Genomic DNA, 25,432 nt, shown 5'->3' on the forward strand with positions numbered 1-25,432 from the left:
TTTGCTGGTAGAGATAACAAAAGATTCTCTTATGAATGCCATACAATGTGTGATAAAGGCAGTAGCAAATAGTTCGATACCTATTCTTCAAGGAATACATATTCAAGCAGGTGCAGATGGCGTTACCTTTAGGGCAAGTAATACAAGTATGACGATACAGTATTTGGTTGCCCAAGATGGTGTTTCTGTGACTGTAAATAGAACAGGGGCTATCGTTATACCTTCGCGACATTTTCACGATATTATTCGTAAATTTGATGATGACAAGATTATACTTGAAATTAAAGACCCATTGATTCTTGCGATTGTATCAGGTCACTCTCGATTACGTTTATGCGGAATGGACCCTTCAGAGTTCCCTTCCATGGATCATGGAGAGGCATTCCCTCTTATTAAAATACGCATGAATACTTCCCTATTTCGTTCGACTATTAAACAGCTAGCGCTCGTAGCATCAACTTCCGAGACCAGCCCCATATTAACAGGAGTTTCGTTGGAATGCCGTAATGATTGTCTAAACCTTATTGCTACAGACGGAGTGCGGCTTGCATACCGCGCCTTGCATTTGGAAGATGCTACCAAAAACAGTGTGAACGCTATTATTCCAGCGAAAAATCTCTATGAATTATCGAAAATGTTAAACAAAGCAGATGAAACGACTGAAATTGAAGTGAGTAACAATCGAGTTAAATTCATGACAAATGGATTGAAAGTGGAGTCGGCTCTTATTGAAGGAACGTTCCCATCTATAAAGAATGTAATCCCTCAATCTTATTTGAGTGAAATCGCTGTTGATAAAGCATTTTTGTTGAAAGCGGTTGAATGTGCAACTGTAATGGCCAGTGCACATGTGATCAGACTAGTAGCTAATGCAGACACATTAAAACTATTGTCCAAAACAGCCGATGTTGGAGATATTCAGAATGAAATTCCAATAGTAGAGATGTGTGGGGAAGAATTTATGATATCCCTTAATGGGAAGTTCTTTTTCGATATAATTCGAAACATGGATAGCGCGAGTGTACGAATAAGATACGCAGGGAAAACCAGCCCCGTCGTTGTACTTCCAGATGATTCGCTCATGTCTAGTTTGTTCTTGATTACTCCAGTGATGACCCGGTGAACCCTGTCATAAATAGAGCAAGCTTTCAACTGACTTTTTGGTACAGAAATTGCAAGGTATTCATTAATTATTTCCCATAAAATGACCTTGAAGGGAGGGAATACGATGGATTGGTTGGACAGAATGAATGGCGCCATGGAATATATCGAAACAAATCTAGCGAATACGATTTCATTTGATGAAATAGCACAGCGAGCCTTATGCTCTACCTATCATTTTCAAAGAATGTTTCCATTTATTACTGGCGTATCATTATCGGAGTACATTCGACGTCGACGGTTGACATTGGCGGCATTTGAATTGCAGACAACAAGCATAAAGGTTATTGATGTAGCTATGAAATATGGATATGATTCGCCAGAGGCGTTTGCACGAGCCTTTAAAAATCTCCATGGTATTATGCCTACATCTGCTCGTGATACAGGCGTTTCGCTAAAAGCCTATCCTCGAATGTCCTTTCATATTTCAATAAAAGGGGATGTCGAAATGAATTACCGCATTGAGCAAAGAGATTCTTTTGAGATGTTTGGAGTATATGGAATTATCAATGCAGACCAGAAAACAGCGTTCGCTGAAGTACCTGAATTCCGTATAAAATGTGATGAGGATGGCAGCGTTGATCATATGAATGACCTACTGGGACGTTTTGGTGATACCATGTTACATGCCGCCCTTTATGATCACACGAAAGAATCTTTCAAATACATGATCTGTTATCATGTACCTAAGGGGCTTGAAATTCCGGAGAGATTCACCAAACTTGCTGTCCCAACATTAACGTGGGCAGTTTTCCCGGAGCCGCAGAGTGATATGCAGAAATTATGGCAACGAATCTATTCTGAGTGGTTTCCGACATCTGAATACGAACAGGTTGAGGGGCCTACATTCGAAATGTATTATGGAATGGCACGACATGGGAATGGTTCAGGAGAAATCTGGATACCCGTGAAGAAAAAATAACTCTTTTATAGGATTCGAATGCAGGAGTTAACGAAGATGACAACTGAAAAAATAAGATTATAATATAAGGTCATCCCCACAAAGGATGGCCCTATAACTTGCCGTTACAGACAGCGCGGTGAACCTTATCACCAATAGTGTATAGGGGAGATTGTCCGATTATTTATCTTGAGGGGGTTTAGTATGAATATTAAAATAAGAGAAATTATATCCGATGATTATGCTGAAGTTGTTTTTTTATGGAATGATGTACTTGAAATTCGTAATGTTAATGATGCAAACTTCCGAGTGACTATGGAAGAGATGAATAAAGCCGGGAATTACAAAACATTTGTCGCACTAATAGATAATGAAGTCGTCGGTTTTGTAACTATTGTACAGTCATTATCTGTAGGAGTTCCAATAGGTTATCTACATATTCAAGCGCTTGCTGTTAAAAGGGAGCTGCAGAATAGAGGGATAGGTACAAAACTACTAAGACAGACTGAAAATTATGCTAAAGAACGGGGAATATCAAGTATTATTTTATGTAGCGGAATGAAGCGAACCAACGCCCATGCTTTTTATAAGCATAACGGCTATGACAGAGATTCATATTGCTTTGATAAGGTGATCGATCTAACCCATTAATAGCACTAAAAAGACCCAACTCACTCTGTAAACACAAGAGTAGGAAGTTGGGCTTTTTCGGTAGTGCATTGAACATACCATTTTATGTAACATATGCAACCAAAGTCATTGATGGATCATATTTCTGCGGTACTGGTAGGGTGTAACTCCGTATTCCACTTTGAACAACTGGATAAAATATTGATTTTTCCGGTAACCAACCATCTGTGCTATATCGGCTACACGGAGTTCCGAATCTTGAAGCAGTTGAGAAGCTTTCTCCAACCTCTTCCTGGAAATGTAGTTTGACACATTTTCGCCTGTCTCCTGTTTAAACAGTTTGGAAAAATAGACGGGATGAAGATGTGCAACTTTCCCCAGTTCATCCAGGCTGAGGCCATGTGACAGATGCTCTTCGATATAGGTTTGCACTTTGTCAACGATGGTTTGAATGGACATCTGTTTGTTATTTCTGATCCGACTGACCCGATCCATGAGAGTTGACGATAGTTCATCAGGATGCCGTAACTGGTTGAATATCCAATCCACGGTTTCAGAGGTATCGCGATCCTGCTCCGTTAGATATACATATCGAATGGTCTCCATGAGAAAAATTACTTTTTGCTTGCGGAGACAGATTTGATCATATTTTTTAAGGATATTTCCGGCTGACTCCCAATCACCACATGATGAAGAATGGTTAAATGTGCGTATGAAGTCTTCAGAGTATACGTCCTCTTTAAGGAAGAAGCTGTAGAACACCTGTCGGGTCACGTTTCGATCAGTCATCAAAAATGGAAGAGACAAGACCACTTCCCCCAGTTCGATAGTCAGTTCCCCGGCAGTTTCTTCCGGAACAAGAGCGAACAGTCGGGTACCCGCAACCCATACGAGACGATCCAAGTTGTCCCCGACAGCATGTTTTATAACGCTCTCATGTTCTTGTGAGAAACTCTCCAGCTTGAGACAGCAAAAACGACGCCCTCTTAAAAATGCAGCATAACCCTCATATTCCTTACTTAATGTCTCGTTATGACCAAGCAGCGATAGCAGAAACGCCAATCCATCGAAGTTCTCCCATGCGATCGATTGAGCGGGCCGTGTCTTTGTAATATTACTGATGGCTTTCGACATGGCTTTCTCCACATCATCTTTGTCGACAGGTTTGAGCAGGTAGTCGAGCGCACCTAGACGGATTCCTTGTTGCGCATATTCGAACTCGGAGTAGCCTGAAAGGATGATGACTTTGGTTGATAAGTTATGTTGGTGGATATGTTGAAGCAGATCAATACCAGAGACCTCGGGCATACGGATGTCAGTGATCAGAATATCGATGTGGTTTTGAGTCAACATGTCTCTTGCTTCAATCGAGTTGGTCATCGTCTCGATCTGATCAATACCGAAGGTATTCCAATCAAGCAAGTGTTTCATATACTCCACCACATAATGTCCGTCATCCACAATTAATAATCGCATTCGTTATCTCCTTTCACTTCGGGAATGCTGATAAACAGCAGGACGGACAAGCCGCCCCAATCATTGCTTGTAAAATGTAACCCGCTACGTTCGCCGTACGTATTTTTCAGACGTCGATTGACATTCCAGAGCCCTACGCCTTTAATTCCTTCAGGCGGGGCATCACTCTCAAGTCGAGCCTCCAGGCTGCGGATATCCTCCAGCGAAAGACCTTTTCCGTCATCGGAGACCTTGATCGTTAGCTCATCCTCTGTTTGTTTGACATCAATTGTCACCCGATGGGCCCCTTGTTGTCCTTCAATTCCATGTTGAATCGCATTTTCCACCACGGGCTGGATAATCAGTGGCATCAGGGGAAGGGAGCACAGTTCTGGCGGCAGATCAATGCTGTACTCCATTTTTTTGCTGAGAGCCATAATAATCAGGAAATGTTCCGCAAACTGAAGCTCGCTTTCCAGCGTGACTTCATGCTGGTCCAACTTGGTTAAATAACGATAATATTCAGCCAGATGTTTGCTCATGCGCATGACAGAATCAGGTGAAAACTGAGCCACCGACATGATGAAAAACAAACTGTTGTACAAAAAATGAGGATTAATCTGAGCTTGGAGTTGTTGAAGTTCCGCACTTCGTCTTAGTTCCGTTTCGGTTTTCAAGGATACGAAGAGATCCTGGATCTCGGTAACCATATGATTAAAACTCCTGAACAAGCTGTAAAACTCTCTATCCGTATTTTCGGTAATACGGGTGTTGTGATTGCCTTGTTCGACCTGTGAAAATTTCCTCTCCAACAAACGAATATTACGGTAATAGTTCCGGTAAAACGTAAAGATCACAACCAAACCAAGCGTGAAAACAGCTAAAATGCTGGCAAAAAACACTTTACGGTTACGGTCAAGCGGTTGCAGGAAATCATTCGTCTGTGTATATGTAATCAGGTAGGCGTCAATTGATTCGATATATCGGGAAAGAACATAGTAATCGTCCGAATTGGTGTGATAATCATATTTTAAAGTGACCTCCGGCTGTGGAGAAAGCATATCGGTAACCGCTTTCAAAAGATCATTATCAACTTCTTTTTCACTCCATAGCTGCTGGGGATTAAACCAAAAAAAAGCGTCTGAACTGTCATTGTTCACAGCCTTTTTCAGCAGATTTTTCAAATAATCGGTTTTCAACTTTACACCAACGATGTACTGAGTCGGTTCAGGTTGTCCCAATTTTTGAATGTAAGGGTAGAGGGCGAAGTAATACAAGCTATTGCCTACAATTTTCCATCCCCGCTCATGAACCTCCTTGAACGGAAGTCTCGCCTCAGGCGTACTGTTGGTGGACAGAAACGTTTCTTCGGATTTCCAGTAAATGCCGATTGATTCAATCGATCGACTGGATAGGAGCGTTTGCCGCAAGCGATCAACGATATCGTTTTTCTTCATTTGGGAATCGTAATTGCTCTCCTCAATAACATGCCTCTGATAGAACCGGACATCACTGTCAGCTGCATACTGAACCCCGTACATATTGGCCTCGTATACAATCCCGTCCAGAATACCTGTCACATAATCAAGCTGGTTCTTGGAAGCGCCTATCAAGTTTTCTTCAAGTGTCTTGGAGCTCAAGCGGTTCATTACGAAAAACAAACTTAATGTCAGCAACAGAAAAAAAACAAAGAAATAGATGAATCGTTTCATATACATTTTTCGGATCATAGTGTTTCCTTTCATATCGCCAAACGTAGAAGTTCAAACTCCAGATCGGATTAACTTTAATATAAGCCAAACCTTCCAAAAGCGGAAGAGCAGCAGCGATGATAAATGTAAGCGTTTTTAAAATGCTTCAGGACGGGGTCATGATCTTGAAATTTTGGCATTTTGGAGTGAAAGTGCTTTTGTTAAGCTTATCTTCAAGGATCGCTTTCGAAAATCCATCATAGAGGAGGTATGCAACATTAACGAGATTGTGCCCGCCAGATCCGCAAAAAAAACAAAACCAAAGCTTTCCCAGCGGACTTCATTCAGAAAGGAAATCAAGAAAAGCTGGCCTTTGTACGTCCTGTGTATTCCCGCTTTTGTGTTTGTCTGCGTCTTTTCTTATGGCCCTATGGTAGGTTTGCTCATGGCATTTCAGGATTACAAACCATGGCTGGGCATCACAGGTTCACGGTGGATCGGGTTAGACAACTTCGAACGAATTTTCCAGTACAAAGAAGCTACACAAGCGATCGTTAATACGCTGATTATCGCCGTTTCCAAAATAATCGTTGGCATCATCGTTCCGATTGTCATGGCTATTCTGCTGAGCGAGATCCGACATATGGGCATTAAGAAAAGTGTTCAGACACTGGTGTATCTGCCACATTTCTTGTCCTGGGTTACTGTGGCAGGGTTGATGATTGACATTCTCGGATTAGACGGAGGCATCAATCACATCTTGACCCGAATTTTCGGGAACGATCCCATTTACTTCTTGGGTGATCCTGATCTGTTTCGATTCACGGTTGTCATTAGCGATGTGTGGAAGAGCTTTGGCTTCGGTATGATTGTTTATCTGGCGACCATTGCGGGAATTAATCCTTCCTATTACGAAGCGGCCGAGATCGATGGGGCCACACGCCGGCAGCAAATTCGATACGTCACCTTGCCCAGCATGTTGCCCATGATTATCGTCATTTCTACGCTGAGTCTGGGCAATATTCTTGATGCGGGCTTTGATCAGGTCTTCAATCTGTACAATCCGCTTGTCTACAGTACAGGAGATATCATTGATACCTATGTCTACCGTTCATCCTTGTTAAACGGACAATATGGCTTCGGGACCGCTGTAGGACTGTTCAAATCGGGGATTAGCTTGATCTTGATCGTTGTCTCCTACAGGCTGGCCTATAAATATGCCAATTATAAAATATTTTAACAAGGAGGGAGAGGGATCATGTACCATAAAACGACAGGTTATAGAGTATTCTCCTATTTTAATTACGCATTCATGATACTGGCTGGTCTGGCTTGTTTTCTACCCCTGCTTCATCTGCTCGCGCAATCGCTCAGCAGCAAAGCGGCCATTAGCGGTAATATGGTTTCATTTTGGCCGGTGGGGTTCAATGTGGACGCCTATGTAAAAACGTTCAACAATTCCAATTTTAACGGTGCCATGCTGACATCCATCACTCGGACCGTATTGGGTACAACCATCAGCATGTTTATCCTTACCTGTGCGGGATACGCCCTGTCCAAAGAATTTCGGGGACGCAACGTGCTCATGTGGTTTTTTATCTTTACCATGCTCTTCTCAGGGGGATTGATACCTTCTTACATATTGATCACAGCCCTTGGATTAAAGGACACCATATGGGCGCTTGTGCTTCCAGGCGCCTTTGGTGCTTATAATTTGATTCTTCTTGTCAATTTTTTCAAAACGATTCCAAAAGCCTTGGAAGAAGCAGCTTTTATTGATGGAGCGTCCTTTTTCGTAATACTCAGCAAAATATATTTGCCATTATCTCTGCCTGGCATCGCGACCGTATCCTTGTTTATTATGGTGGGGCACTGGAATTCCTGGTTTGACGGGATTTTGTACATGTCGGATGCAAGTAAGTATCCGCTGGCTTCGTTCTTACAGACCGTTGTTGTGCAGAGCAATATGCAGAATATGGCGATGAGCCAATCTGAAGTTGCAGCCATGTCTGAGCAAAGTATCAAGGCAGCGCAAATTTTTGTCAGCACGCTACCGATCATTTTGGTTTATCCATTTTTGCAACGATATTTCGTGAAGGGGATTGTACTAGGCGCCGTCAAAGAATAATTAGGGTAAAGGGGAGATGGTTCCATGAAGAAAAAGAACGATTTATGGAAAATGGTAAGTATGGTTATGCTGTCAGCTATTCTTGTGACTGGCTGTAGCAAAGGGGAGAGTGCTTCCGAGACCGCACCGGCATCGGTGCTCAAAGATGGAAAATATGATCCGCCATTTACGATCACCATCGCCAAACAACAGGATGAAAACGCCGGAAAGTACATCAACGGTGAGACGTTGAATGACAATGTGTTGACCCGTTGGGGGGAACAAAACCTGGGCATCAAAATCCAAACCACCCTGCTGGGCGGGGATGCTTCCCAGTATAACACCAAGCTGCGGCTGGCCTTGACGGGTTCCGAAAAACTGCCAGATGTTCTGCCCGTCTATGATACCATGTTGGTCAATGATCTGATCGAGTCGGGGCAGGTCAAGGAGATTACGGAAGACATCTCAACGTACATGCCTGACCGGTTAAAAGAAATATACAAACAATACCCGACCACCTTCAATCCAGTGGTTAGGGATGGCAAGGTGTACGGGATGGCCATCGCGCCGAATCTGACAGAAGGCGAAGTCATGCTGATCCGCCAGGACTGGTTGGATAAATTAAATTTGAAAGCGCCAACAACGATTGGAGAGTTTGAGGAAGTCATCGCGGCGTTCACCAATGAGGACCCGGATGGGAACGGCAAGAAAGACACATATGGCTTTACATTTTCGGGTAAAGATTCCTACAATACGGGCTGGGTCAGCGATCCGGTCATGATTTTCAGCGCATACACGGGTAAACATCTTCCAAGGCAATGGCATAACGATAACGGCAAACTCACCTATGGATCTGTGGCTGCTGGCAACAAAGAGGCACTTGCCAAGTTACGCGATTGGTATGCCAAAGGGTATTTGAACAAAGAATTGGCCACCCAAGGGGCTTGGGACGCACTGTCCGATTTTACAGAGGGGAAAGCTGGCATTATCATTGGTCGTCCTTGGTTGTACGACAGTGTGAAAGACGTGGAGAAAAATGTAGAGGGTGCGAAAATTAGTGCTTATCCGACCATTCAAGGCGTGAACGGTGATAAGACCTATCAGTCCGCCCAGTTGAACGATGGCGTGTTCATGTTTAACAAGGATTTTCAGAACATGGAAGCCTTCTTCCTATACTACGATAAAATGTACGATGCGGCGTTCAGCACGGGAGATTTCAAATACGGCTACGCTCAAGGATACGATTACGATATCGTCAATGATGAAGTCACTTTTGATCCAACAAAATTTAATAAGCCATTAGAGGCTATACAAGGCGTTGGGAAAATGGCATTTACCAAAAATACACCGAGTGTTGATGGTCCCGGCCAATCGTACTACGATCTGGCAAACGGAGTTGAAGCCGACACGGGTGTCCTCATTCAAAGCGCTTCAAAGGACCAAACGACCCAAGACGGTTACCGGATTTCGTATGAGAACAGGGATGTTTTATTACCAAATGAGTTTAATGGCCCACCAACAGCAACGATGCAAAATGTGTGGGAACAGTTGACCACCATGGAACAAGAAACTTTCACCAAAATCATATATGGCAATGAGCCGCTTGAGGCATTTGATACCTTTGTTAAACAGTGGCATGAAAAAGGTGGAGACACCGTTATCCAAGAAGTTAACGATTGGTACAACCAAGCCAGCGAGACGGATGTAATGACACTGATGAATTTGAAATAAAGTCAAGTTTCACCTGGACCAGCCTTCCGGCAACAGGGAGGTTGGTTTCCTAAAAAAGGAGATGATGAGACATGATCAAAGGTAAATCGTGGATGGCTATTGTCATTGCATTGATGCTGTTAACAGTTCATTTAACGTCCTCAGCTCAAACTGTTCACGCTGCTGGTGAAGAGACCAAGATTGCTGCAACACTGTTTTTATTGAAAAATGAATCTGAAGTATCCAATGCCAAAATCCATTGGGCACCTGTACAGGGAGCGACAGCATACGAATTGTACAGATCCGAGAACAATGCACCTTATACATTATTACAGACCTTAACCGGTATAACGACGGATGCTTATGAGCTCAACATGGGTAACACGTACAAGTATCAAGTGAAGGCATATGGCGGAACTTCCTTGTTAACCTCAGCTGTCTCGCCAGAATATACCCCTTACAGTCTTCCAGCTAACCTCACAACTTTTGATAATACAACGCAATCAACGCTTATGCTCCCGAATGAACTTAAAGTGGGGGATACCTACTACAGGTTTAACTTTGTGCAAAAGCCATCAGGCGGGTTTGGCGAAATGATACAACAGACATCCACAGATGATATCACCTACGGTAACGACAAAGTGGTCCTTTCCTACACGGATCATCCGGATCTTGCGAATTCCAAATTTGAGGGGATTAATATCCTATACCATATTCCTACAAACAAATTCGTTTTTTGGGCTCACTATGAAAACAGTACAGACTACACACTTGCCAGGGTATCTGTGGCTTCGGCCACACCTGGAGAAGAGTTTACATTTCACAAAAGCTTTCGACCCGAAGGAAACGAATCCAGAGATATCTCGATTTTCAAAGATGACGATGATTCGGCATACCTGATCTCTACGGCCAATAATAATTCGGACACGATTCTGTATAAGTTAACCGCCGATTGGCTGGATGTGGATCATCAGGTTTCAGTTATTTATCAAAATCAACACCGGGAACTGCCCAAGATGATCAAAAAGGATGGCATTTATTATCTGTTCTCTTCCCAAGCGGCAGGTTGGTATCCGAGCATACCTTTGTATTCATCTGCAACAAGCATAGACGGAGATTGGTCTGAATTACGGACGATTGGCAACACATCAACCTTCTCGGCGCAGTCGGGTTCCGTTATGCGGGTGAAGCCAGAGACGGGCAACAACGTGGTTATGGTTGCGTATCGCTGGATGTTCGGCTGGGCAGGTACGCAAAATGGAACAACAGAGGAAAGACTGCTTCCCATTTGGTTCTCCGGTGGTTACGCATTTTATGATTATTTTGATCAAGTCTTATACAATACAAACGATGATATTCTAGTTCCTGTTCAAAATGGGAAACTGTTGTCTCAAGGTAAACCTGCAACAGCGCAAACGGCTACCGGAACGAATCCCGCAAGTTATGCGAATGATGGTAACTATCAAACTGAATGGGTCGGCACAGGCAGTTCTTGGCCGCATTGGTGGAAGGTAGATCTCGGCTCCGTTCAGGCATTGAATAATGTGCAAATCTCCTGGTGGATGCAAAAAGGCTCCGAAGGTTTTTACAAATACAAAATCGAGACCAGTACGGATAATGTAAATTGGACCGTAGCATTGGATCGAACCAATAATACATCTTACGGATTCACATCGGATACTCTATCGAGCACTGCTGCCAGGTATGTACGAATTAATATGCAAAATGCGGCACTTCATAACAACCCCAACAACTGGTACACCCCAAGGCTATGGGAAGTGAAGGTATTTGGATCGGACATCAATTAACGATGTCTTTACTTTTTGAACGATAATTTGACGATAAAACGATTGATAAGAAAAGACTTTGATCCTCCAGAGAATGAAGGTTCAAAGTCTTTTTGAATGAATTTTATAATTTCAAAGCGATTGAATAGCGATCGCGTAGTACGGATAAATGGTGGAGCTCATGTCCAGCCATAACATATGCAATCGATCGAGCTGAAGCAGGATTATCATTGACAATTCCTCTACAGAGCCAAGCTTCCGGCGTGAGGCGACGGATCATAAGAATGGTTGAGCGGCGTGTGACGGCATATTCTTCGCTCAAATCAGCCAGCGTATAGGTATTGAAAGGGTGGCTCTGCATAAGCACATCCTGATCGTAACCGGGATGATTCGTTTTGTCGCCTCTCGCGATGCGAAGCAATCGACTGCTCATGATGCGTTCGTTATCCAAAAGGTGGCCAATGACCTCTTTCACACTCCATTTGCCTTCGGCGTACCGATAATTTGCTTGCTCTTCTGTCAATGAAGAGAGCAAAGTTGGTACGATGTTGGCTTGCAGCTCTAAGCGTTCGATGATGTCCCCTTCGGGAACAAGGCGGATATAACCTTCATAAAAAGCTGCATATTCATCTGTAGTAGGTCTTTCAACCATGGTAATGCCTCCTTTGGGATTCAAATGTAATGAATTATATTCTAGCATATATTTTGCTTCCAGCATTAAATTTGGCCCTCCACTTCATGAGCGGAAGGGCCATTCCATGTAATTTAGGCAGTTTTAAATGGGACGTTATTCCACTTTTAATCCATACGTCGTATCCCTTTATTTTGGACAAAATTCTCCAAAACCGCAAAATCCTCCGTTACTTTTTGGAACGGCAACGTGTCCAGCACCTGTTCCCGGTAACTCTTTTTTGCCTCTACGCTGAGACGAGAGTCAAGTATGCTGAGTATGCCAAGGTCCGTTTCACTACGGATCAAACGTCCCGTTCCTTGCCTTAACCGAAGAAGCATGTCAGGTACAAACACCTCCATAAATGGATTCTTCGTTACAGATGCCTTGAATTCATATACAGGATCGGAAGGAACAGGGAAGGGCAGACGGAAAATAATAACCTGTGACAGGTCAGAACCCTGGATATTCACACCTTCCCAGAATACACCGGTACCCAGGAGTACTCCTTTGCTTTTCCTGAACTCGGCGATGACACTGTCCTGGGAAGATCCCTCTTTTTGAACATGGACTGCCCATGAATATTCATTAACCTCTGACATCAACTTTTGGTGAATGTACTTCATGTCCTCCTTTGCTGAAAAAAGGACGATGGTTCTTCCCTGAGTTAGATTACAGAGTCGAACCATCTCTTGGTAAGCTGCTTCAAGATAGTTTTCTCGCTGCTCATGGTGATAATAGGGAACTTTGTTAGAGATGTACATCATGGCATGGTTGGTGTAGTCAAAAGGGGAGGATTGGCGCTCTAGGAAATCTCCCTTATAACCGAGGGAGTCAGTCAAATAAGAATATTGTTCCTCCAGCGTATCCCCGCCTTGGCACAACGTAGCCGACGTTAGGATTACAGGTACCTTGCCATTAAATAAAGCGTATTTCAGAAATTGGCTTATATCTTTGGGACAGATGCTGATCGTGGCTACTCCAAGGGGGCTGCTTGCCCATAATAGATAGTTGCCCTCTGTTTCAGCCAAGACATGGATGAGGGTAATAAACCCGTTGATGGCTTCAAAAGCGTCATCGATCTCCCGCTCGTGGCGAGAAGTCAAAATGGAAAGACGCAGACTGAAATCTTTCAAATTATTAGATACTTGGTTCAACGGTATTCCTTTGATCTCCGACACTTTAATTCGGTCGTTATCCTGCTTGGCATGGTTGAGCAAATCCGCGTTTACCTGTTTGAAGATGCGCTCAGCGCAGTTTTTTATGAATTTGGATTGTGAGAAGAGACTTTTATCCCCGGACTGCTTCGTGAGCAGCTGAACCGTGGTATCCAAGATGCGGCAGATGCCCCGATAAGTGAACTCAAGTGTTCTGGCATCCCGAACTTTTGCTTCCAGATTATGCGCTTCATCAATGACGATCAGAGCAGGCTGTTCCGAAATGATGCTCTTGGTGCCTTCTTTTTTCTTCATCAAATCTCGTATGAGCAGATCCTGGTTCACGATAATAAAATCAATCTCTTGAGCTTTTGCATTCAATTTCGCTCTCATATCATAGAACAAACATGCATTTTTATGATGACAACGTTCAAATTTGCAATCATTCACGGAAACGTGGGACCATTCGGCATCACTAATTCCAGCTTTAATATCTGCTCTCTCATCAATTTCATAATCTAATATGCGCTGAGCAAGGGTAGACACGGAGGAGGTCGCATCATCAGAATCAGGACTGACCCATTCCGCTGCTCTACTTCTGCAGGCATACTGACCCATACCTTTCCCCACAACGGAGCGAACCGTTGAGAATCCCAAACGACTACCAATGATCCTTAAATCTTTATGTATCTGTTCCGAGAGCTGAATGGAGGAGGTAGCTATAATAACTGGTTTCTGAGACATTTGATTCGTGAGCAGACTTGGGATCAGGTATGCAAAAGACTTACCGATTCCGACACCAGCTTCAATCATGGCGTTATGCCCATGGATATAAGCATCGGCGATATCAAGAGACATTTCTTGCTGTCCGATCCGCTCTCTAAGGCCGATTCGGGGGAACCGGTCATATATTCGGAAGATCGCGTTAACCAAAGAACGTTCGATTTCTTTGTCCGGTTCCCGCTTATTTATTTTATAAAGTTCATTTAACCAATTCATAACGATCGCCCCTCTTCCGAATAATGAGCTTCTTGTACTACAATTTGGAGACGAATTACCTCACGATGGGGTTGTGACGGCATTTTTTAATCTGGAAACGCCTTCCTGTAATTGTTCTTCTGACAAATGTGCAAAAGATAAATAGATACCATACTTCGTACCAACAGATGTTGAACTGCTGACTTCTGAGTATATAACACCTTGTGACCTTGCCGATTCCCGGAAGACCTCATAAGTGGTCACATTACCTCGCCACCAGCCAAACACATGAAGGCCCGCTTCATTCTCCACCCAATCAAACCATGTAGAGAGTTGCTTGTTCAACAGTTTGAGTAACAGATGGAATTTACGACTGTATAATCGATTCATCCTGCGCAGATGACGCTCATATTGACCGCTTGTCATAAATGCAGCCAATGCCCGTTGTTCGATCAGGTTGACGGGTCTTGGCTCGTATAATGCCTGCGCCTTTCTAAAGGTGTCTGCCAAGGTAGGGGGAAGAACCACATACCCAAGTCGTACTTCTAAAGGTAATGTTTTTGTAAAGCTGCCCAGGTAGATTACGCGACCTGCTTTATCGAGTGTTTTCAGCGGTTCAACATGCATTCCACGATATCGGAATTCACTATCATAATCATCCTCGACAATCATGGCATCATGCCGATTTGCCCAGTCCAACAAGGTTTGTCTGCGTTCAAGGCTGAGCATTTCGCCAGTGGGAAACTGTCGTGAGGGTGTGACAAACAACATTCGTGCTTCCCAGTCTTGGGGCACAACGCCCTGACCATCCAGATTGGCTTCAATCAACTTTGCACCCGCGGCCAAGATGGCTTTAGAAATCCCGACATAACAAGGACTTTCCGTTACGACATGATCCCCAGGATCTGCAAGTAATTGAGTGAGTAGAGCTATGGCTTGCATGGAGCCAGCAGTCACGGCAATATGATCCGGATCAACTTGAATGCCCCGCATCCTCCGAAGATAGGCAGCAATGGCTTCTCTCAATCTGGGATCCCCGGTTGAACTAACAATAGCAGAGATTGTTTCCAGTTGATGCTCACGCTGCCTTATCTCTGCATACAATCGATTATTCCATTCATCGTAAGGGAACTTGGAGAAATCGGGTTGGTATTTGCTAAAATCGATAACTTCATTGTTCTCTAGATTGGTATTATGTGTATCTGCATTCGCTGGTGCATTTCTTTGAATTGCCTGTTGTTCAAACTGCTGGATACGATTCCCCCAGGCTGATAAGTGATGGGTAAAAGATTTTACGGTGGACGCATCATTGCTTAAATCCAACTGATAAGCAACAAAGGTTCCTCTTCCATGCTCTGATTGAATGTAACCTTGAGCAGTCAACGTATCATAGACCTGATTCACGGTTCCCCTGGAAATGTGATACGTCGCAGCTAACTCTCTAGTCGAGGGTAACTTCTCGCCGTGTATAAGATTGCCTTCATGAATAGCATCACGAATCGCATGATAAAGAGCCTTCATCTTGGTATATTGTCGGTTTAAATATGAACTGTAAGCTACATGAAATTGCATATGCCCTCCAGTGTTATCATTGAAGTGGTACAATAAAAACCAAAAATATTGGATCTTTTTATATGACCATTCTCATTTTATACTAAATCATAGATTAGAGCGATGCTTTTATTGAAAACCACCCAAAAAGTTAATTAGGAGGACTACAATCATGCAAACAGGTACAGATCGTGTAAAAAGAGGAATGGCTGAGATGCAAAAAGGTGGCGTCATCATGGACGTTATGAATGCTGAGCAAGCTAAAATTGCCGAGGCGGCAGGGGCAACAGCAGTTATGGCTCTGGAGCGGGTGCCTTCTGATATTCGTGCAGCCGGCGGTGTAGCTCGCATGGCGGATCCAACCATTGTTGAAGAAGTTATGAAAGTTGTGTCTATCCCAGTTATGGCCAAAGCACGTATCGGTCATTACATAGAAGCCAAAGTGCTTGAATCGCTGGGTGTGGACTATCTCGATGAGAGCGAAGTTCTTACACCTGCTGACGAAGTGTTCCATATTGATAAGCATGAGTTCACTGTACCATTTGTATGTGGAGCCAAAGATTTGGGAGAGGCTCTTCGCCGTATTGGTGAGGGAGCATCGATGATTCGTACAAAAGGTGAGCCTGGAACGGGCAACATTGTAGAGGCAGTTCGTCATATGCGCCTAATTAACAGCCAGATTCGCAAAGTTCAAAACATGTCCAAGGACGAGCTGTATGCTGAAGCCAAAAATCTGGGTGTCGCTTATGAGTTACTCCGCGAAATTCACGAAAATGGCAAACTTCCTGTCGTTAACTTTGCAGCGGGCGGTGTAGCTACTCCGGCAGATGCAGCACTTATGATGCACCTGGGAGCAGACGGTGTGTTTGTAGGATCAGGTATTTTCAAATCCGATAGCCCTGAGAAATTCGCTCGTGCCATCGTTGAAGCAACAACACATTACACGGATTACAAACTGATCGCCGAAGTATCCAAAAACTTGGGTGCGCCTATGAAAGGCATCGAAATTTCTAAATTGGCTCCAGAAGAGCGCATGTCCAACCGCGGTTGGTAAGAGCAGATCGAACAATTGTAGTATGAACATAATGTCATCCAAGCCGATCAATGGATATCCATTGATCGGCTTTTTGCTATTGTTGACGAATTCTTTCTAACATTGAGAATGATTATAATTCTCATTTACGGGATTAGACATTTGCGGTATACTGACAATAACTATTTTACATAATGCACAAATAGAACATTATGAAATCAAAAGGGAGAGAATCAAATGTCTACACGCTTTAAAAAAGGAATGTTATTTTGTTTTATTGCTGCACTTGTTTTTGTACTTGCAGCCTGCTCCAGTAGTACTGGTGGAAGCGATGAGGCAAAAAATAGCTCACAGGAAGCAACCAAGAAGGTTGCAACAGATGAGAAGACATCAGACGCAGACGCTTCAGGTGCAGCTCAAACCACGTATCCAGTAACCGTTTCAAACTATACAACCGAGAACGGCACATGGGTGAAGAAGGATCAAACGTTTGACAAGGCACCTGAACGAGTAGTTGCCAATACCCAAGGTGCAGCCGAGCTGATGATTCGCCTCGGTTTGACAGACAAGCTTGTAGGTGTAGCAGCGCTGTTCGGCAGTGTGCCTGATGATATTGCTGATGAGTTCAAAAAAATTCCTGTGCTGGCGGAAGGCTATGTAGGCAAGGAATTGACCATTGGCGCTTCGCCTGACCTGGTTGTGGGACGTGGTGGATTGTTTGAGGATGCGGATTGGGGCGTCGGTACAGTAAGCAGCTTGAATGATATGGGAATTAAAACGTATGTACAAAGCACCAGTGTTCCAGATGCATCGTTAGATAGTCTGTATCAGGACATTACTGAATTAGGTGAGATTTTCAATGTACAAGCCAATGCAGCGGCATATATTGAGACACTTAAAGCTCGCGCGAATGCCTTGTCGGCCCGTGCTAGCGCTGAGACGATCAATTATGCATCTTTTTCGGATAATGGTGATGGAACCATCGGAATTTACAACGGAAACGGAGATACATTTATTGAAAGTGCAATGTCATTAATCAATATGCATAATATGCTCATTAATGAAACCGGCACACTCAGTCTGGAGAAGTTAATTGAGATGAATCCGGATGCCCTGATTATTTCGAGGTATGCTGGTGGCATTGATCCTGAACAGACGATTGAAAAGCTGCTTGCCAACAAGCAGGTACAGAACATTAATGCAGTTAAAAACAAGAAAATCTACATTATTGATTTCAACAACTTCTGGGGCTACGGAGATTCCATCTTCACAGGTGTTGAAGGGCTCGCTGATGATCTAGGTTTGTAAAGGAGTATCATTAAAAAGTCGCTATTTGGAAGTGACCTAACCGAGAGTTGCTAATTTAATGCATGTCCAATAGCTAGCTTTACAGACAAAGAGCCGATAACCCTATTACGTGGTTATCGGCTCTCTTATAGTTCAGGCTGCTTGTCATAACTGATGCTTTTTCGGCCCCAGTCCCGCCGATATTATTATTAAGCTTCGTTTCGTGGCTCCATTAACATGATATGACATTCCTTTTCGGCGGAGGGCTTGATCTCGACTCCCTTGGGGACAATATACATCTCGCCCTTGGAAATCTTCACTTGCCCATCACGAAAATCAATTATCATTTCCCCTTCAAGCACAAAAAACAACTTATCGGTTTCCTCATGAACATGCCACTCAAAATCGCCAGCAATCTTTACGATCTTAAATTGATGGTTATTCATTTCTCCAATGAGTTTCGGAGACCAAAGCTCGTTTATTTTCGAGAATTCCTCATTAAATTTAATAGCTTGATAGTGCATCGTAATACCTCCTGTGTATTATTCGTTTAAGTTCAGTATACTGATTCAGATTTTGGTATAACATGGATGCTTGTTGAAATCAGGATGGATTATTGATGAACTTCTGACGATACTCCGTAGGAGAGACACCATATTGTTTCTTGAACACTCTACTAAAATAAAAGGGATCGGCAATGCCCACGGTTTCAGCAATCTGTTGCACAGACGCACCATTTGCCAATAACATTTGTGCTGCCATATGTATACGATATTTTAATATATATTCTGCTGGCCCCATGCCTGCATGTCTTCTAAATACGTAGGAAAGTCGATTTCGATTAACGTTATTTTGTTCTGCAAGCGATGCTACGGTAAAGCTTTGATCATAGTATTCCTGAATATAGGAAGAGACCCGTTCAAATAAAACATCTGATTCACAATTTTGTTGCCTATGGTCAACACATAACAGAGTTTCATTCAGTACATCGCGAAACAGCATCTCGGTCTGAAACCTTGAAATACCCCCATGCTGGTTATACACATGCCAAAGACGCGTAATTAATTCGATCAGACGAGGGGATTGGCCCGTTGATAATTCAAAATGTTGATGAGAATAGCTTGACTCTTCCAGGTCTGAACTACATATTCGGTATAAAACTAAGATGTACTCCCAGTCATTTTTATTAAACACGGTTTGGTCAAGTTTCATATTCGCGCCACCATGTACAACTTTTCCTGGTGAAAAGATATAGGGTGTCCCATCAAATTGAAATTGTATTTTTCCTGTAAGAGGAAACACAAATCCAGGGAAAGAATCCGTATAGTCAGCGTGGGGCACGCCTGGATTTCTAGCATATCGATATACCCCTTCTACTTGAAAGGGAATGTGTGCAAAATGCGCTGCTAATTGATTAATGTCTACTTTCACATTTCGTACCTCGTTTCAATAATGGTTGCCAGTCATAATGAGATAAATCGCTACAGATCTTACTACAACACTATTGATAATCATTATCACTGTCAACATATAAAATGACCCATGCTGCTTTTGGCTAAGTTCAAACCAGCATTAAACGGTTCCAAGCCGGATAACTGAACCAACATGCAAATGCGGAAGCCCTTTTTTACATATGGGCAATTGAATCCATCTTGTGTTAACATGTGCACTAACTAATCCAATTGCATGTTTAAGAAGGGGAACCCATGTCCATTCGAATCAAAATGCTACTGTCCTTCACGGGCATGCTCGTTATAAGTTTACTGTTCATCCTGCTTACGGCTAGCCTATACACGATTGCAGCCACAGGGGATCTACAGAGCTTTCGCGATATTTACAAGGTGCATTATCAGATCAATCCACTGACTGAACAGGGAGAATCGATCTTTCAAGAGATGAAGTTTCTGGCCAAAAATGACCCGGATGATCTGCAGGACAAGGTTTTACTGCGTGAATATGACATGAAGCTGCGAGCTGAGAAGTCAGGGCTCTACGTCAGACGGGAGAATAGTCAGATCTTCGAATCGTTAACCTTCAACCAGCCAGAACTGAAGCAAGCATTGCCTGCCTATGATCTGAACAATTATCAGATTCGAAGCACATTTAATATTGGTGAACGATTTTATGCGTATGCTAAGTTTGATTTTCAATATTCAGATGGGGAACGGGGAAGTATCTTCGTCATTCGTGAGAGAAGCCCCTTCGCAGAGCTTACTCGCAAACTGCTACCTGTGATGTCAGTACTGCTTATCGGCGTCCTGATCATCGCGAATCTGCTCTTGTTCCGCTGGATCACGCGTAGTTTCATCAAGCCGCTCAGTCAACTACGAAGCTCTGCCGAGCATATTAAGAATGGCAATCTATCCTTTAAGATTCAATTAAACTCCAATGATGAAGTTGGACAACTCAGCGAAGCATTTGAGAGTATGCGGAATCAATTGCAGCGCTCCTATGCGCTACGACAGCAGGACGAAGCGAACCGCAAAGAGCTCATTTCCAACATTTCGCATGATCTCCGTACCCCAATTACCAATATCAAAGGATACATTGAGGGCATTCGTGACGGGGTGGCTAATACTCCGGAGAAAATGGAGAGTTACGTTAATATCATTCACTCCAAAGCAGTTAGCATGGATAAGCTGGTGGATGAACTGTTTTTGTATTCGAAGCTAGACTTGAACCAAGAGCCTTTCCTGTTCGAGACAGTTGATATCGCTGATTTTCTTGAAGATAGCATTGAAGAGCTGAGATACGACATGGAGGATAAAGGCGTTGCCTTGCATTGGAATAACCAGGTCTCTGGTCCCGCTATGGCTGCTTTGGATGCGGAGAAGTTGAAACGTACCGTTGTTAATGTGGTGGATAATGCACTCAAATACATGGAGAATGAACACAAACGATTCGAGATTACACTTCAAGCCGATGAGAAATGGATTACGATGGTGTTTAAAGATAATGGCAGAGGTATACCTGAAGAGGCACTACCTTATATATTTGAACGCTTCTATCGTGCAGAACAATCCCGCAATTCCTCAACGGGTGGAAGTGGCCTCGGGCTGGCCATTGCCCGCCAAATCATTGATGGACACGGAGGACTTATCTGGGCAGAAAGCCGGCCCAATGATGGCACGAGCATATATATTAAACTGAAACGGCTGAATGAAGAGAGGAACTACTGAGTATGGCAAACATTTTGATTATTGAAGACGAAACAACGATTGCTGAACTGGAACGGGATTACTTTGAACTCAACGGATTTTCCGTGGATCTCTGCCATACCGGTGATGAAGGTCTGAAGCAAGCACTGGAGGGAGACTACAATCTGATCATTGTTGATCTGATGCTCCCCGGACTGGACGGATTCGAATGTTGCAGACGCATTCGTGAGGTGAAGGAGGTGCCTATCCTTGTCGTTTCCGCGAAAAAGGAAGAAATCGATAAGATCCGGACATTTAATCTGGGAGTCGATGATTTTATTACAAAACCGTTTAGCCCAAGTGAATTGGTTGCACGAGCCAAAGCTCATTTAACCCGATACGAGAGACTACTTAACAAAAACAAGCCGGCCCAGCAGGATGAAATTCATATCCGCGGGCTTCACATCGACAAAGGCTCACGCCGCGTTTTCGTTAATGGCGAAGAGGTAGCGATTACAACCAAGGAATTCGAGTTACTTGTCTTTCTCGCGAGTCATCCCAACCGTGTATTCAGCAAATCCGATCTGTTTGAGCGCATCTGGGGTATGGATTCCACCGGAGACATTGCAACCGTTACTGTCCATATTCGCAAACTTCGTGGCAAGCTGGAGACAGACCCCAAAAATCCGGAATACATCGAAACCGTCTGGGGAGCGGGTTACCGATTCACAGTATAAGTTTTGTGAAAATTTAGACCCCGTTTATATTTTTTTAATAACTTTAGCCTTGGGAGTTTCTTTTTGTCCTCTATGCTATAGATACAGGCAACTACAACCTATAGAGGAGGAATTCAACGATGAATTCGACAACCCGCAAAATCGCAACATTTCTAACCATAACTGCATTGGGTACGGCCGCATTCCCGCTAACTGCGAATCAAGTACATGCAGCTACATACGTTACGAACATTGCCGCAACATCGGCACAGCTTAGTCAACAGCAGATTGATGCTGCTGTCAAGACACTGAATAGCTTGGGAATCATGACCGGTTATGCAGATCAATCCATGGGTGAACATAGAGCGATTACGCGTGCTGAGCTAGCATCCTTGGTTTATAAAACGTTTAATTTGGAGGGCAAGACGGGCGAAACTGTAGAAGTAACGGACCTAAATCCAAACGCGTGGTATACACCTTATGCGTCAAAACTTGTTGAACTCGGCATCATGCAGACAAAAAATGGACAATTCTCTCCGCAAGCTCAAGTGACAGATGCTGAACTCGAACAGGTCGTATCCAAAGCGATGCAGCGTGATGTAAAATCCGTTCACCATTGGATGAGCCAGTTCTACTCCGAGAACGGTTCAGTAAAGCGTGGCGAAACAGCGGTACTGCTACAAACTGCACACCAAGCCATTCCTTCGGAGCAAGCTCAAATCGAGAGCGTTCGCTCACTGAATGCCATTACGTTAATTGTCACATTCGACAAACCGCTGACAGCAACGGATGAAGCATTTGCGAAGGCACAAACGGACTTTGCGTTTACCGGTGGTTTGACGTTGACCAATATGCCCCGTTTGAAAACAGGGTCAATTGCGACTTACATCGTTCCAACGTCCGTACAAGAGGCTGGTGAGATGTACAGCCTGACTTACAAAGACCAAGAGGTTGGTGCCTTTGAAGGCAGTGGCACGAAAATAAATATGACAACAGCTAGTCAAGTAACGAATGATACATTCGAGATTGAAGCACTGCAAAAGAACGGTGTAGTGGATTACGGTTATATTATTTCGGCTTACAGCGGTGGTCGAGGAGCCAATGCGTTCGTGCTGAATGATCAAGAGCAAGCAGGGGGCAAAACGTATCAAATCATATCTTCCATGCAGGCAAGACAAGTTGTAATTACGCCAGAAGGTGGCGAGCCCATCGTTGCCAGATACGTTCCGTTTACACAATCCACAGATGGAAAACAAAAACCGAAATTCCGTTTGCCTGAAGGACAAACGCTGAAATCTGGTGTCACTTATACCGTTTCTTCGGATTGGGCCAACATTGAAGATGATTCATTTACGGCAAAATCGTTGGATGCGCTGGAGGTTGCAAGTGCTCAAGCAGTCAACGAAAACTCCATTGAAGTTATGCTTACCCAGGATCCTGGAGATGAACTGTTCTCTGGTCGAAGTGTAACGTTAACTTCACCTAGCGGGGATGTTCTGACGGCCACTTATAAATATTCAAGTCGAAAAGGTGCGACAGGTGTATTCGATATCGCTAATGATGGGAAGCTGACTCCAGGTACGACGTATACAATAAACCCAGTTGGGGATTGGAGTATCGCATCTTCGGTTACCTTGACACTGGAATAAAGGAGGCAGTATGAATAAGTCATTGATCATCTTGATCCTCATAAGCAGCATGTTCATCGTGCAAGGCTGTGTACCTGAAGTGAGAAATAACTCCAATGTGGAGGAGAGAAATATGACTTCATTGGAAGAACAGTTATTCAAAGCTGTTGAGGATAGAGATCACGAAAATATTCAAAAATGGATACAAGCGGGCGCCAATATCAATGCTCAAGATCTGAATGGACGAACGGCTGCCATGATTGCAACTTACAATAATGATCTAACATCGGCCAAAGCGTTAATTCAAGCGGGTGCGGATGTGAATATACAGGACGATATGAAGAATAACCCGTTTCTGTACGCGGGCGCTGAAGGATACCTGGATATTTTGAAGCTGACAATTGAGGCGGGAGCGGACCCAGCGATAACGAATCGATATAGTGGGACGGCACTTATTCCGGCTTCGGAGCATGGATATGTAGAAGTCGTACATGAACTTCTGACTCAAACATCGGTGAATGTGGACCATGTTAATCAATTGGGATGGACAGCACTGCTCGAAGCGATCATTCTCAACGATGGCAATGTCCGGCAGCAGGAGACGATACAATTACTCATTGACCATGGAGCAGACGTGAATATACCGGATCGTGATGGGGTATTACCGCTCAGTCATGCGAGGAATAAAGGATTTAAGGAGATTGAAGACATTTTGGTACGGGCTGGTGCGAAATAGAAATAATTTGGAATACTGAGATACGATAATCTTAAAAAATGAATATCTCTGCTTTAAAGTTTGCTATAGAGTACTACTATGCTTCCAGATAAAATGGAAATACCAACCATGTAAGCGCTATCTATTATTGTGGTGCAGGTGTCTTATCTTGTTTAACCTGCACCCAGTAATATTAAAACTTGCATAGGTTGGAATCATTCATGGAGGTGTATGATGAAGAGAAAGTCATGGTATACGTTGGTGGTAACAGGTATCGTCTCTTTGTTTTTTTCGGTAAGCGCTTTCGCGGGTTATGTTTTTTGGGAACCTCTAACCTATTTTAACTCAAGCACGTGGCAAAAAGCGGATGGGTATTCCAATGGGAACATGTTCAACTGTACGTGGAGGGCTAACAATGTTAATTTCACAAGTGATGGCAAGCTTAAGCTTGGTTTGACCAGCTCTGCACAGAACAAGTTTGATTGCGGAGAGTACCGTTCCACGAATACGTATGGGTACGGCTTGTATGAAGTCAGTATGAAACCTGCGAAAAACACAGGTGTCGTTTCCTCATTTTTCACATACACAGGGCCTTCACATGGCACCCAATGGGATGAGATTGATATCGAATTTTTAGGCAAAGACACCACCAAAGTACAGTTTAATTATTATACCAATGGCGTTGGCAATCATGAGAAGGTTATTAATCTTGGTTTTGATGCATCTCAAGGTTTCCATACGTATGCTTTCGACTGGCAGCCAGGATATATCAAATGGTATGTGGACGGTGTCTTGAAACATACGGCAACCAGCAATATTCCGTCAACACCTGGAAAAATCATGATGAACCTGTGGAATGGAACGGGTGTAGATAGCTGGCTCGGTCCTTATAACGGTGCCAATCCACTCTATGCAGAATACGATTGGGTTAAATATACAAGTAATTAAGCAGACTGAAGCAGCCTTTAACGGCTGCTTTTTTGCTGTCTTCAGGCGTTGCATTTATTAAATATATGTATTCAATATCCAATATCCTAAATTAATGCAATAAATGTTGCAATATTAGTATGGGCATAAATATCATTCATTCATTATGATTAACCTGTAAGCAACATTAC

The 25,432-nt window shown here is 43.4% G+C and carries 21 protein-coding genes; 14 read left to right on the top strand and 7 right to left on the bottom strand.

Annotated features, from left to right (window positions below):
• Window position 1 precedes the first annotated feature (1 nt).
• The 3 genes from dnaN (at window position 2) to ACE3K2_RS11010 (ending at window position 2,713) form a co-directional block, all read left to right on the top strand.
• A complete protein-coding gene (dnaN, locus tag ACE3K2_RS11000; RefSeq protein WP_421889729.1) occupies window positions 2-1,123 on the top strand; it encodes a DNA polymerase III subunit beta in 1,122 nt (373 codons plus the stop codon).
• Between the two features lie 105 nt (window positions 1,124-1,228).
• Window positions 1,229-2,083 (top strand): AraC family transcriptional regulator, encoded by an 855-nt coding sequence (locus ACE3K2_RS11005; protein WP_421889731.1) that lies wholly within the window; start codon window positions 1,229-1,231, stop codon window positions 2,081-2,083.
• Between the two features lie 183 nt (window positions 2,084-2,266).
• Window positions 2,267-2,713: a GNAT family N-acetyltransferase gene (locus ACE3K2_RS11010; protein WP_421889733.1), complete on the top strand. Its 447-nt coding sequence runs from the start codon at window positions 2,267-2,269 to the stop codon at window positions 2,711-2,713.
• A gap of 105 nt (window positions 2,714-2,818) precedes the next feature.
• Here the strand turns inward: ACE3K2_RS11010 and ACE3K2_RS11015 are convergent, their stop codons facing one another.
• Both ACE3K2_RS11015 and ACE3K2_RS11020 read right to left on the bottom strand, forming a co-directional pair.
• Window positions 2,819-4,168 carry a response regulator transcription factor gene (locus ACE3K2_RS11015; protein ID WP_421889735.1) on the bottom strand — a complete coding sequence of 450 codons (1,350 nt, stop codon included), beginning with the start codon at window positions 4,166-4,168 and terminating at the stop codon, window positions 2,819-2,821.
• Window positions 4,156-5,877 (bottom strand): sensor histidine kinase, encoded by a 1,722-nt coding sequence (locus tag ACE3K2_RS11020; protein WP_421889737.1) that lies wholly within the window; start codon window positions 5,875-5,877, stop codon window positions 4,156-4,158. The genes ACE3K2_RS11015 and ACE3K2_RS11020 overlap by 13 nt, the downstream gene beginning before the upstream one ends.
• Window positions 5,878-6,127: 250 nt before the next feature.
• On the opposite strand from ACE3K2_RS11020, the gene ACE3K2_RS11025 reads away from it, so the two are divergent.
• The 4 genes from ACE3K2_RS11025 to ACE3K2_RS11040 all read left to right on the top strand — a co-directional run bounded on the left by ACE3K2_RS11025 (window position 6,128) and on the right by ACE3K2_RS11040 (window position 11,463).
• Window positions 6,128-7,078, top strand: coding sequence for an ABC transporter permease (locus ACE3K2_RS11025; RefSeq protein ID WP_421891158.1), 951 nt, complete (start codon window positions 6,128-6,130; stop codon window positions 7,076-7,078).
• Window positions 7,079-7,096: 18 nt separating this feature from the next.
• Window positions 7,097-7,966 (top strand): carbohydrate ABC transporter permease, encoded by an 870-nt coding sequence (locus ACE3K2_RS11030; RefSeq protein WP_017688372.1) that lies wholly within the window; start codon window positions 7,097-7,099, stop codon window positions 7,964-7,966.
• 24 nt (window positions 7,967-7,990) lie between these two features.
• Window positions 7,991-9,676, top strand: coding sequence for a hypothetical protein (locus ACE3K2_RS11035; protein ID WP_421889740.1), 1,686 nt, complete (start codon window positions 7,991-7,993; stop codon window positions 9,674-9,676).
• A 71-nt stretch (window positions 9,677-9,747) separates the two neighbouring features.
• Window positions 9,748-11,463, top strand: coding sequence for a discoidin domain-containing protein (locus ACE3K2_RS11040; RefSeq protein WP_421889742.1), 1,716 nt, complete (start codon window positions 9,748-9,750; stop codon window positions 11,461-11,463).
• A gap of 103 nt (window positions 11,464-11,566) precedes the next feature.
• Here ACE3K2_RS11040 and ACE3K2_RS11045 read toward each other — a convergent pair whose 3' ends face one another.
• From ACE3K2_RS11045 to ACE3K2_RS11055, 3 genes are all read right to left on the bottom strand, one after another.
• Entirely contained in the window at window positions 11,567-12,094 is a 528-nt protein-coding gene (locus tag ACE3K2_RS11045; RefSeq protein WP_421889744.1) for a DinB family protein, read from the bottom strand.
• Between the two features lie 146 nt (window positions 12,095-12,240).
• Entirely contained in the window at window positions 12,241-14,268 is a 2,028-nt protein-coding gene (locus tag ACE3K2_RS11050; RefSeq protein WP_421889746.1) for an ATP-dependent DNA helicase, read from the bottom strand.
• 60 nt (window positions 14,269-14,328) lie between these two features.
• Window positions 14,329-15,819, bottom strand: a complete 1,491-nt coding sequence (locus ACE3K2_RS11055; RefSeq protein WP_421889748.1) for a PLP-dependent aminotransferase family protein — start codon at window positions 15,817-15,819, stop codon at window positions 14,329-14,331.
• Between the two features lie 148 nt (window positions 15,820-15,967).
• Between ACE3K2_RS11055 and pdxS the strand changes: the two genes are divergently transcribed.
• Both pdxS and ACE3K2_RS11065 read left to right on the top strand, forming a co-directional pair.
• On the top strand, window positions 15,968-16,852 hold the full coding sequence (pdxS, locus tag ACE3K2_RS11060) for a pyridoxal 5'-phosphate synthase subunit PdxS (protein ID WP_421891161.1): 885 nt from the start codon (window positions 15,968-15,970) through the stop codon (window positions 16,850-16,852).
• Window positions 16,853-17,068: 216 nt separating this feature from the next.
• Window positions 17,069-18,139 carry an ABC transporter substrate-binding protein gene (locus ACE3K2_RS11065; RefSeq protein ID WP_421889750.1) on the top strand — a complete coding sequence of 357 codons (1,071 nt, stop codon included), beginning with the start codon at window positions 17,069-17,071 and terminating at the stop codon, window positions 18,137-18,139.
• Window positions 18,140-18,327: 188 nt separating this feature from the next.
• Here the strand turns inward: ACE3K2_RS11065 and ACE3K2_RS11070 are convergent, their stop codons facing one another.
• Both ACE3K2_RS11070 and ACE3K2_RS11075 read right to left on the bottom strand, forming a co-directional pair.
• Window positions 18,328-18,642: a cupin domain-containing protein gene (locus ACE3K2_RS11070; RefSeq protein WP_421889752.1), complete on the bottom strand. Its 315-nt coding sequence runs from the start codon at window positions 18,640-18,642 to the stop codon at window positions 18,328-18,330.
• Window positions 18,643-18,721: 79 nt separating this feature from the next.
• Window positions 18,722-19,549, bottom strand: coding sequence for a helix-turn-helix transcriptional regulator (locus tag ACE3K2_RS11075; RefSeq protein ID WP_421889754.1), 828 nt, complete (start codon window positions 19,547-19,549; stop codon window positions 18,722-18,724).
• A gap of 275 nt (window positions 19,550-19,824) precedes the next feature.
• Here ACE3K2_RS11075 and ACE3K2_RS11080 point away from each other — a divergent pair, with 275 nt between their 5' ends.
• From ACE3K2_RS11080 to bglS, 5 genes are all read left to right on the top strand, one after another.
• Window positions 19,825-21,297: an ATP-binding protein gene (locus ACE3K2_RS11080; RefSeq protein WP_421889756.1), complete on the top strand. Its 1,473-nt coding sequence runs from the start codon at window positions 19,825-19,827 to the stop codon at window positions 21,295-21,297.
• A 2-nt stretch (window positions 21,298-21,299) separates the two neighbouring features.
• The gene (locus tag ACE3K2_RS11085) at window positions 21,300-21,992 is read left to right on the top strand and encodes a response regulator transcription factor (protein WP_421889758.1); all 693 of its coding nucleotides are present in this window, start codon (window positions 21,300-21,302) and stop codon (window positions 21,990-21,992) included.
• 119 nt (window positions 21,993-22,111) lie between these two features.
• A complete protein-coding gene (locus ACE3K2_RS11090; RefSeq protein ID WP_421889760.1) occupies window positions 22,112-23,620 on the top strand; it encodes an S-layer homology domain-containing protein in 1,509 nt (502 codons plus the stop codon).
• 10 nt (window positions 23,621-23,630) lie between these two features.
• Window positions 23,631-24,335, top strand: a complete 705-nt coding sequence (locus ACE3K2_RS11095; protein WP_421889762.1) for an ankyrin repeat domain-containing protein — start codon at window positions 23,631-23,633, stop codon at window positions 24,333-24,335.
• Between the two features lie 213 nt (window positions 24,336-24,548).
• On the top strand, window positions 24,549-25,262 hold the full coding sequence (gene bglS, locus ACE3K2_RS11100) for a beta-glucanase (RefSeq protein ID WP_421891164.1): 714 nt from the start codon (window positions 24,549-24,551) through the stop codon (window positions 25,260-25,262).
• Window positions 25,263-25,432: the final 170 nt, after the last annotated feature.

This window comes from Paenibacillus sp., from assembly GCF_048976745.1.
Lineage (GTDB): Bacteria > Bacillota > Bacilli > Paenibacillales > Paenibacillaceae > Paenibacillus.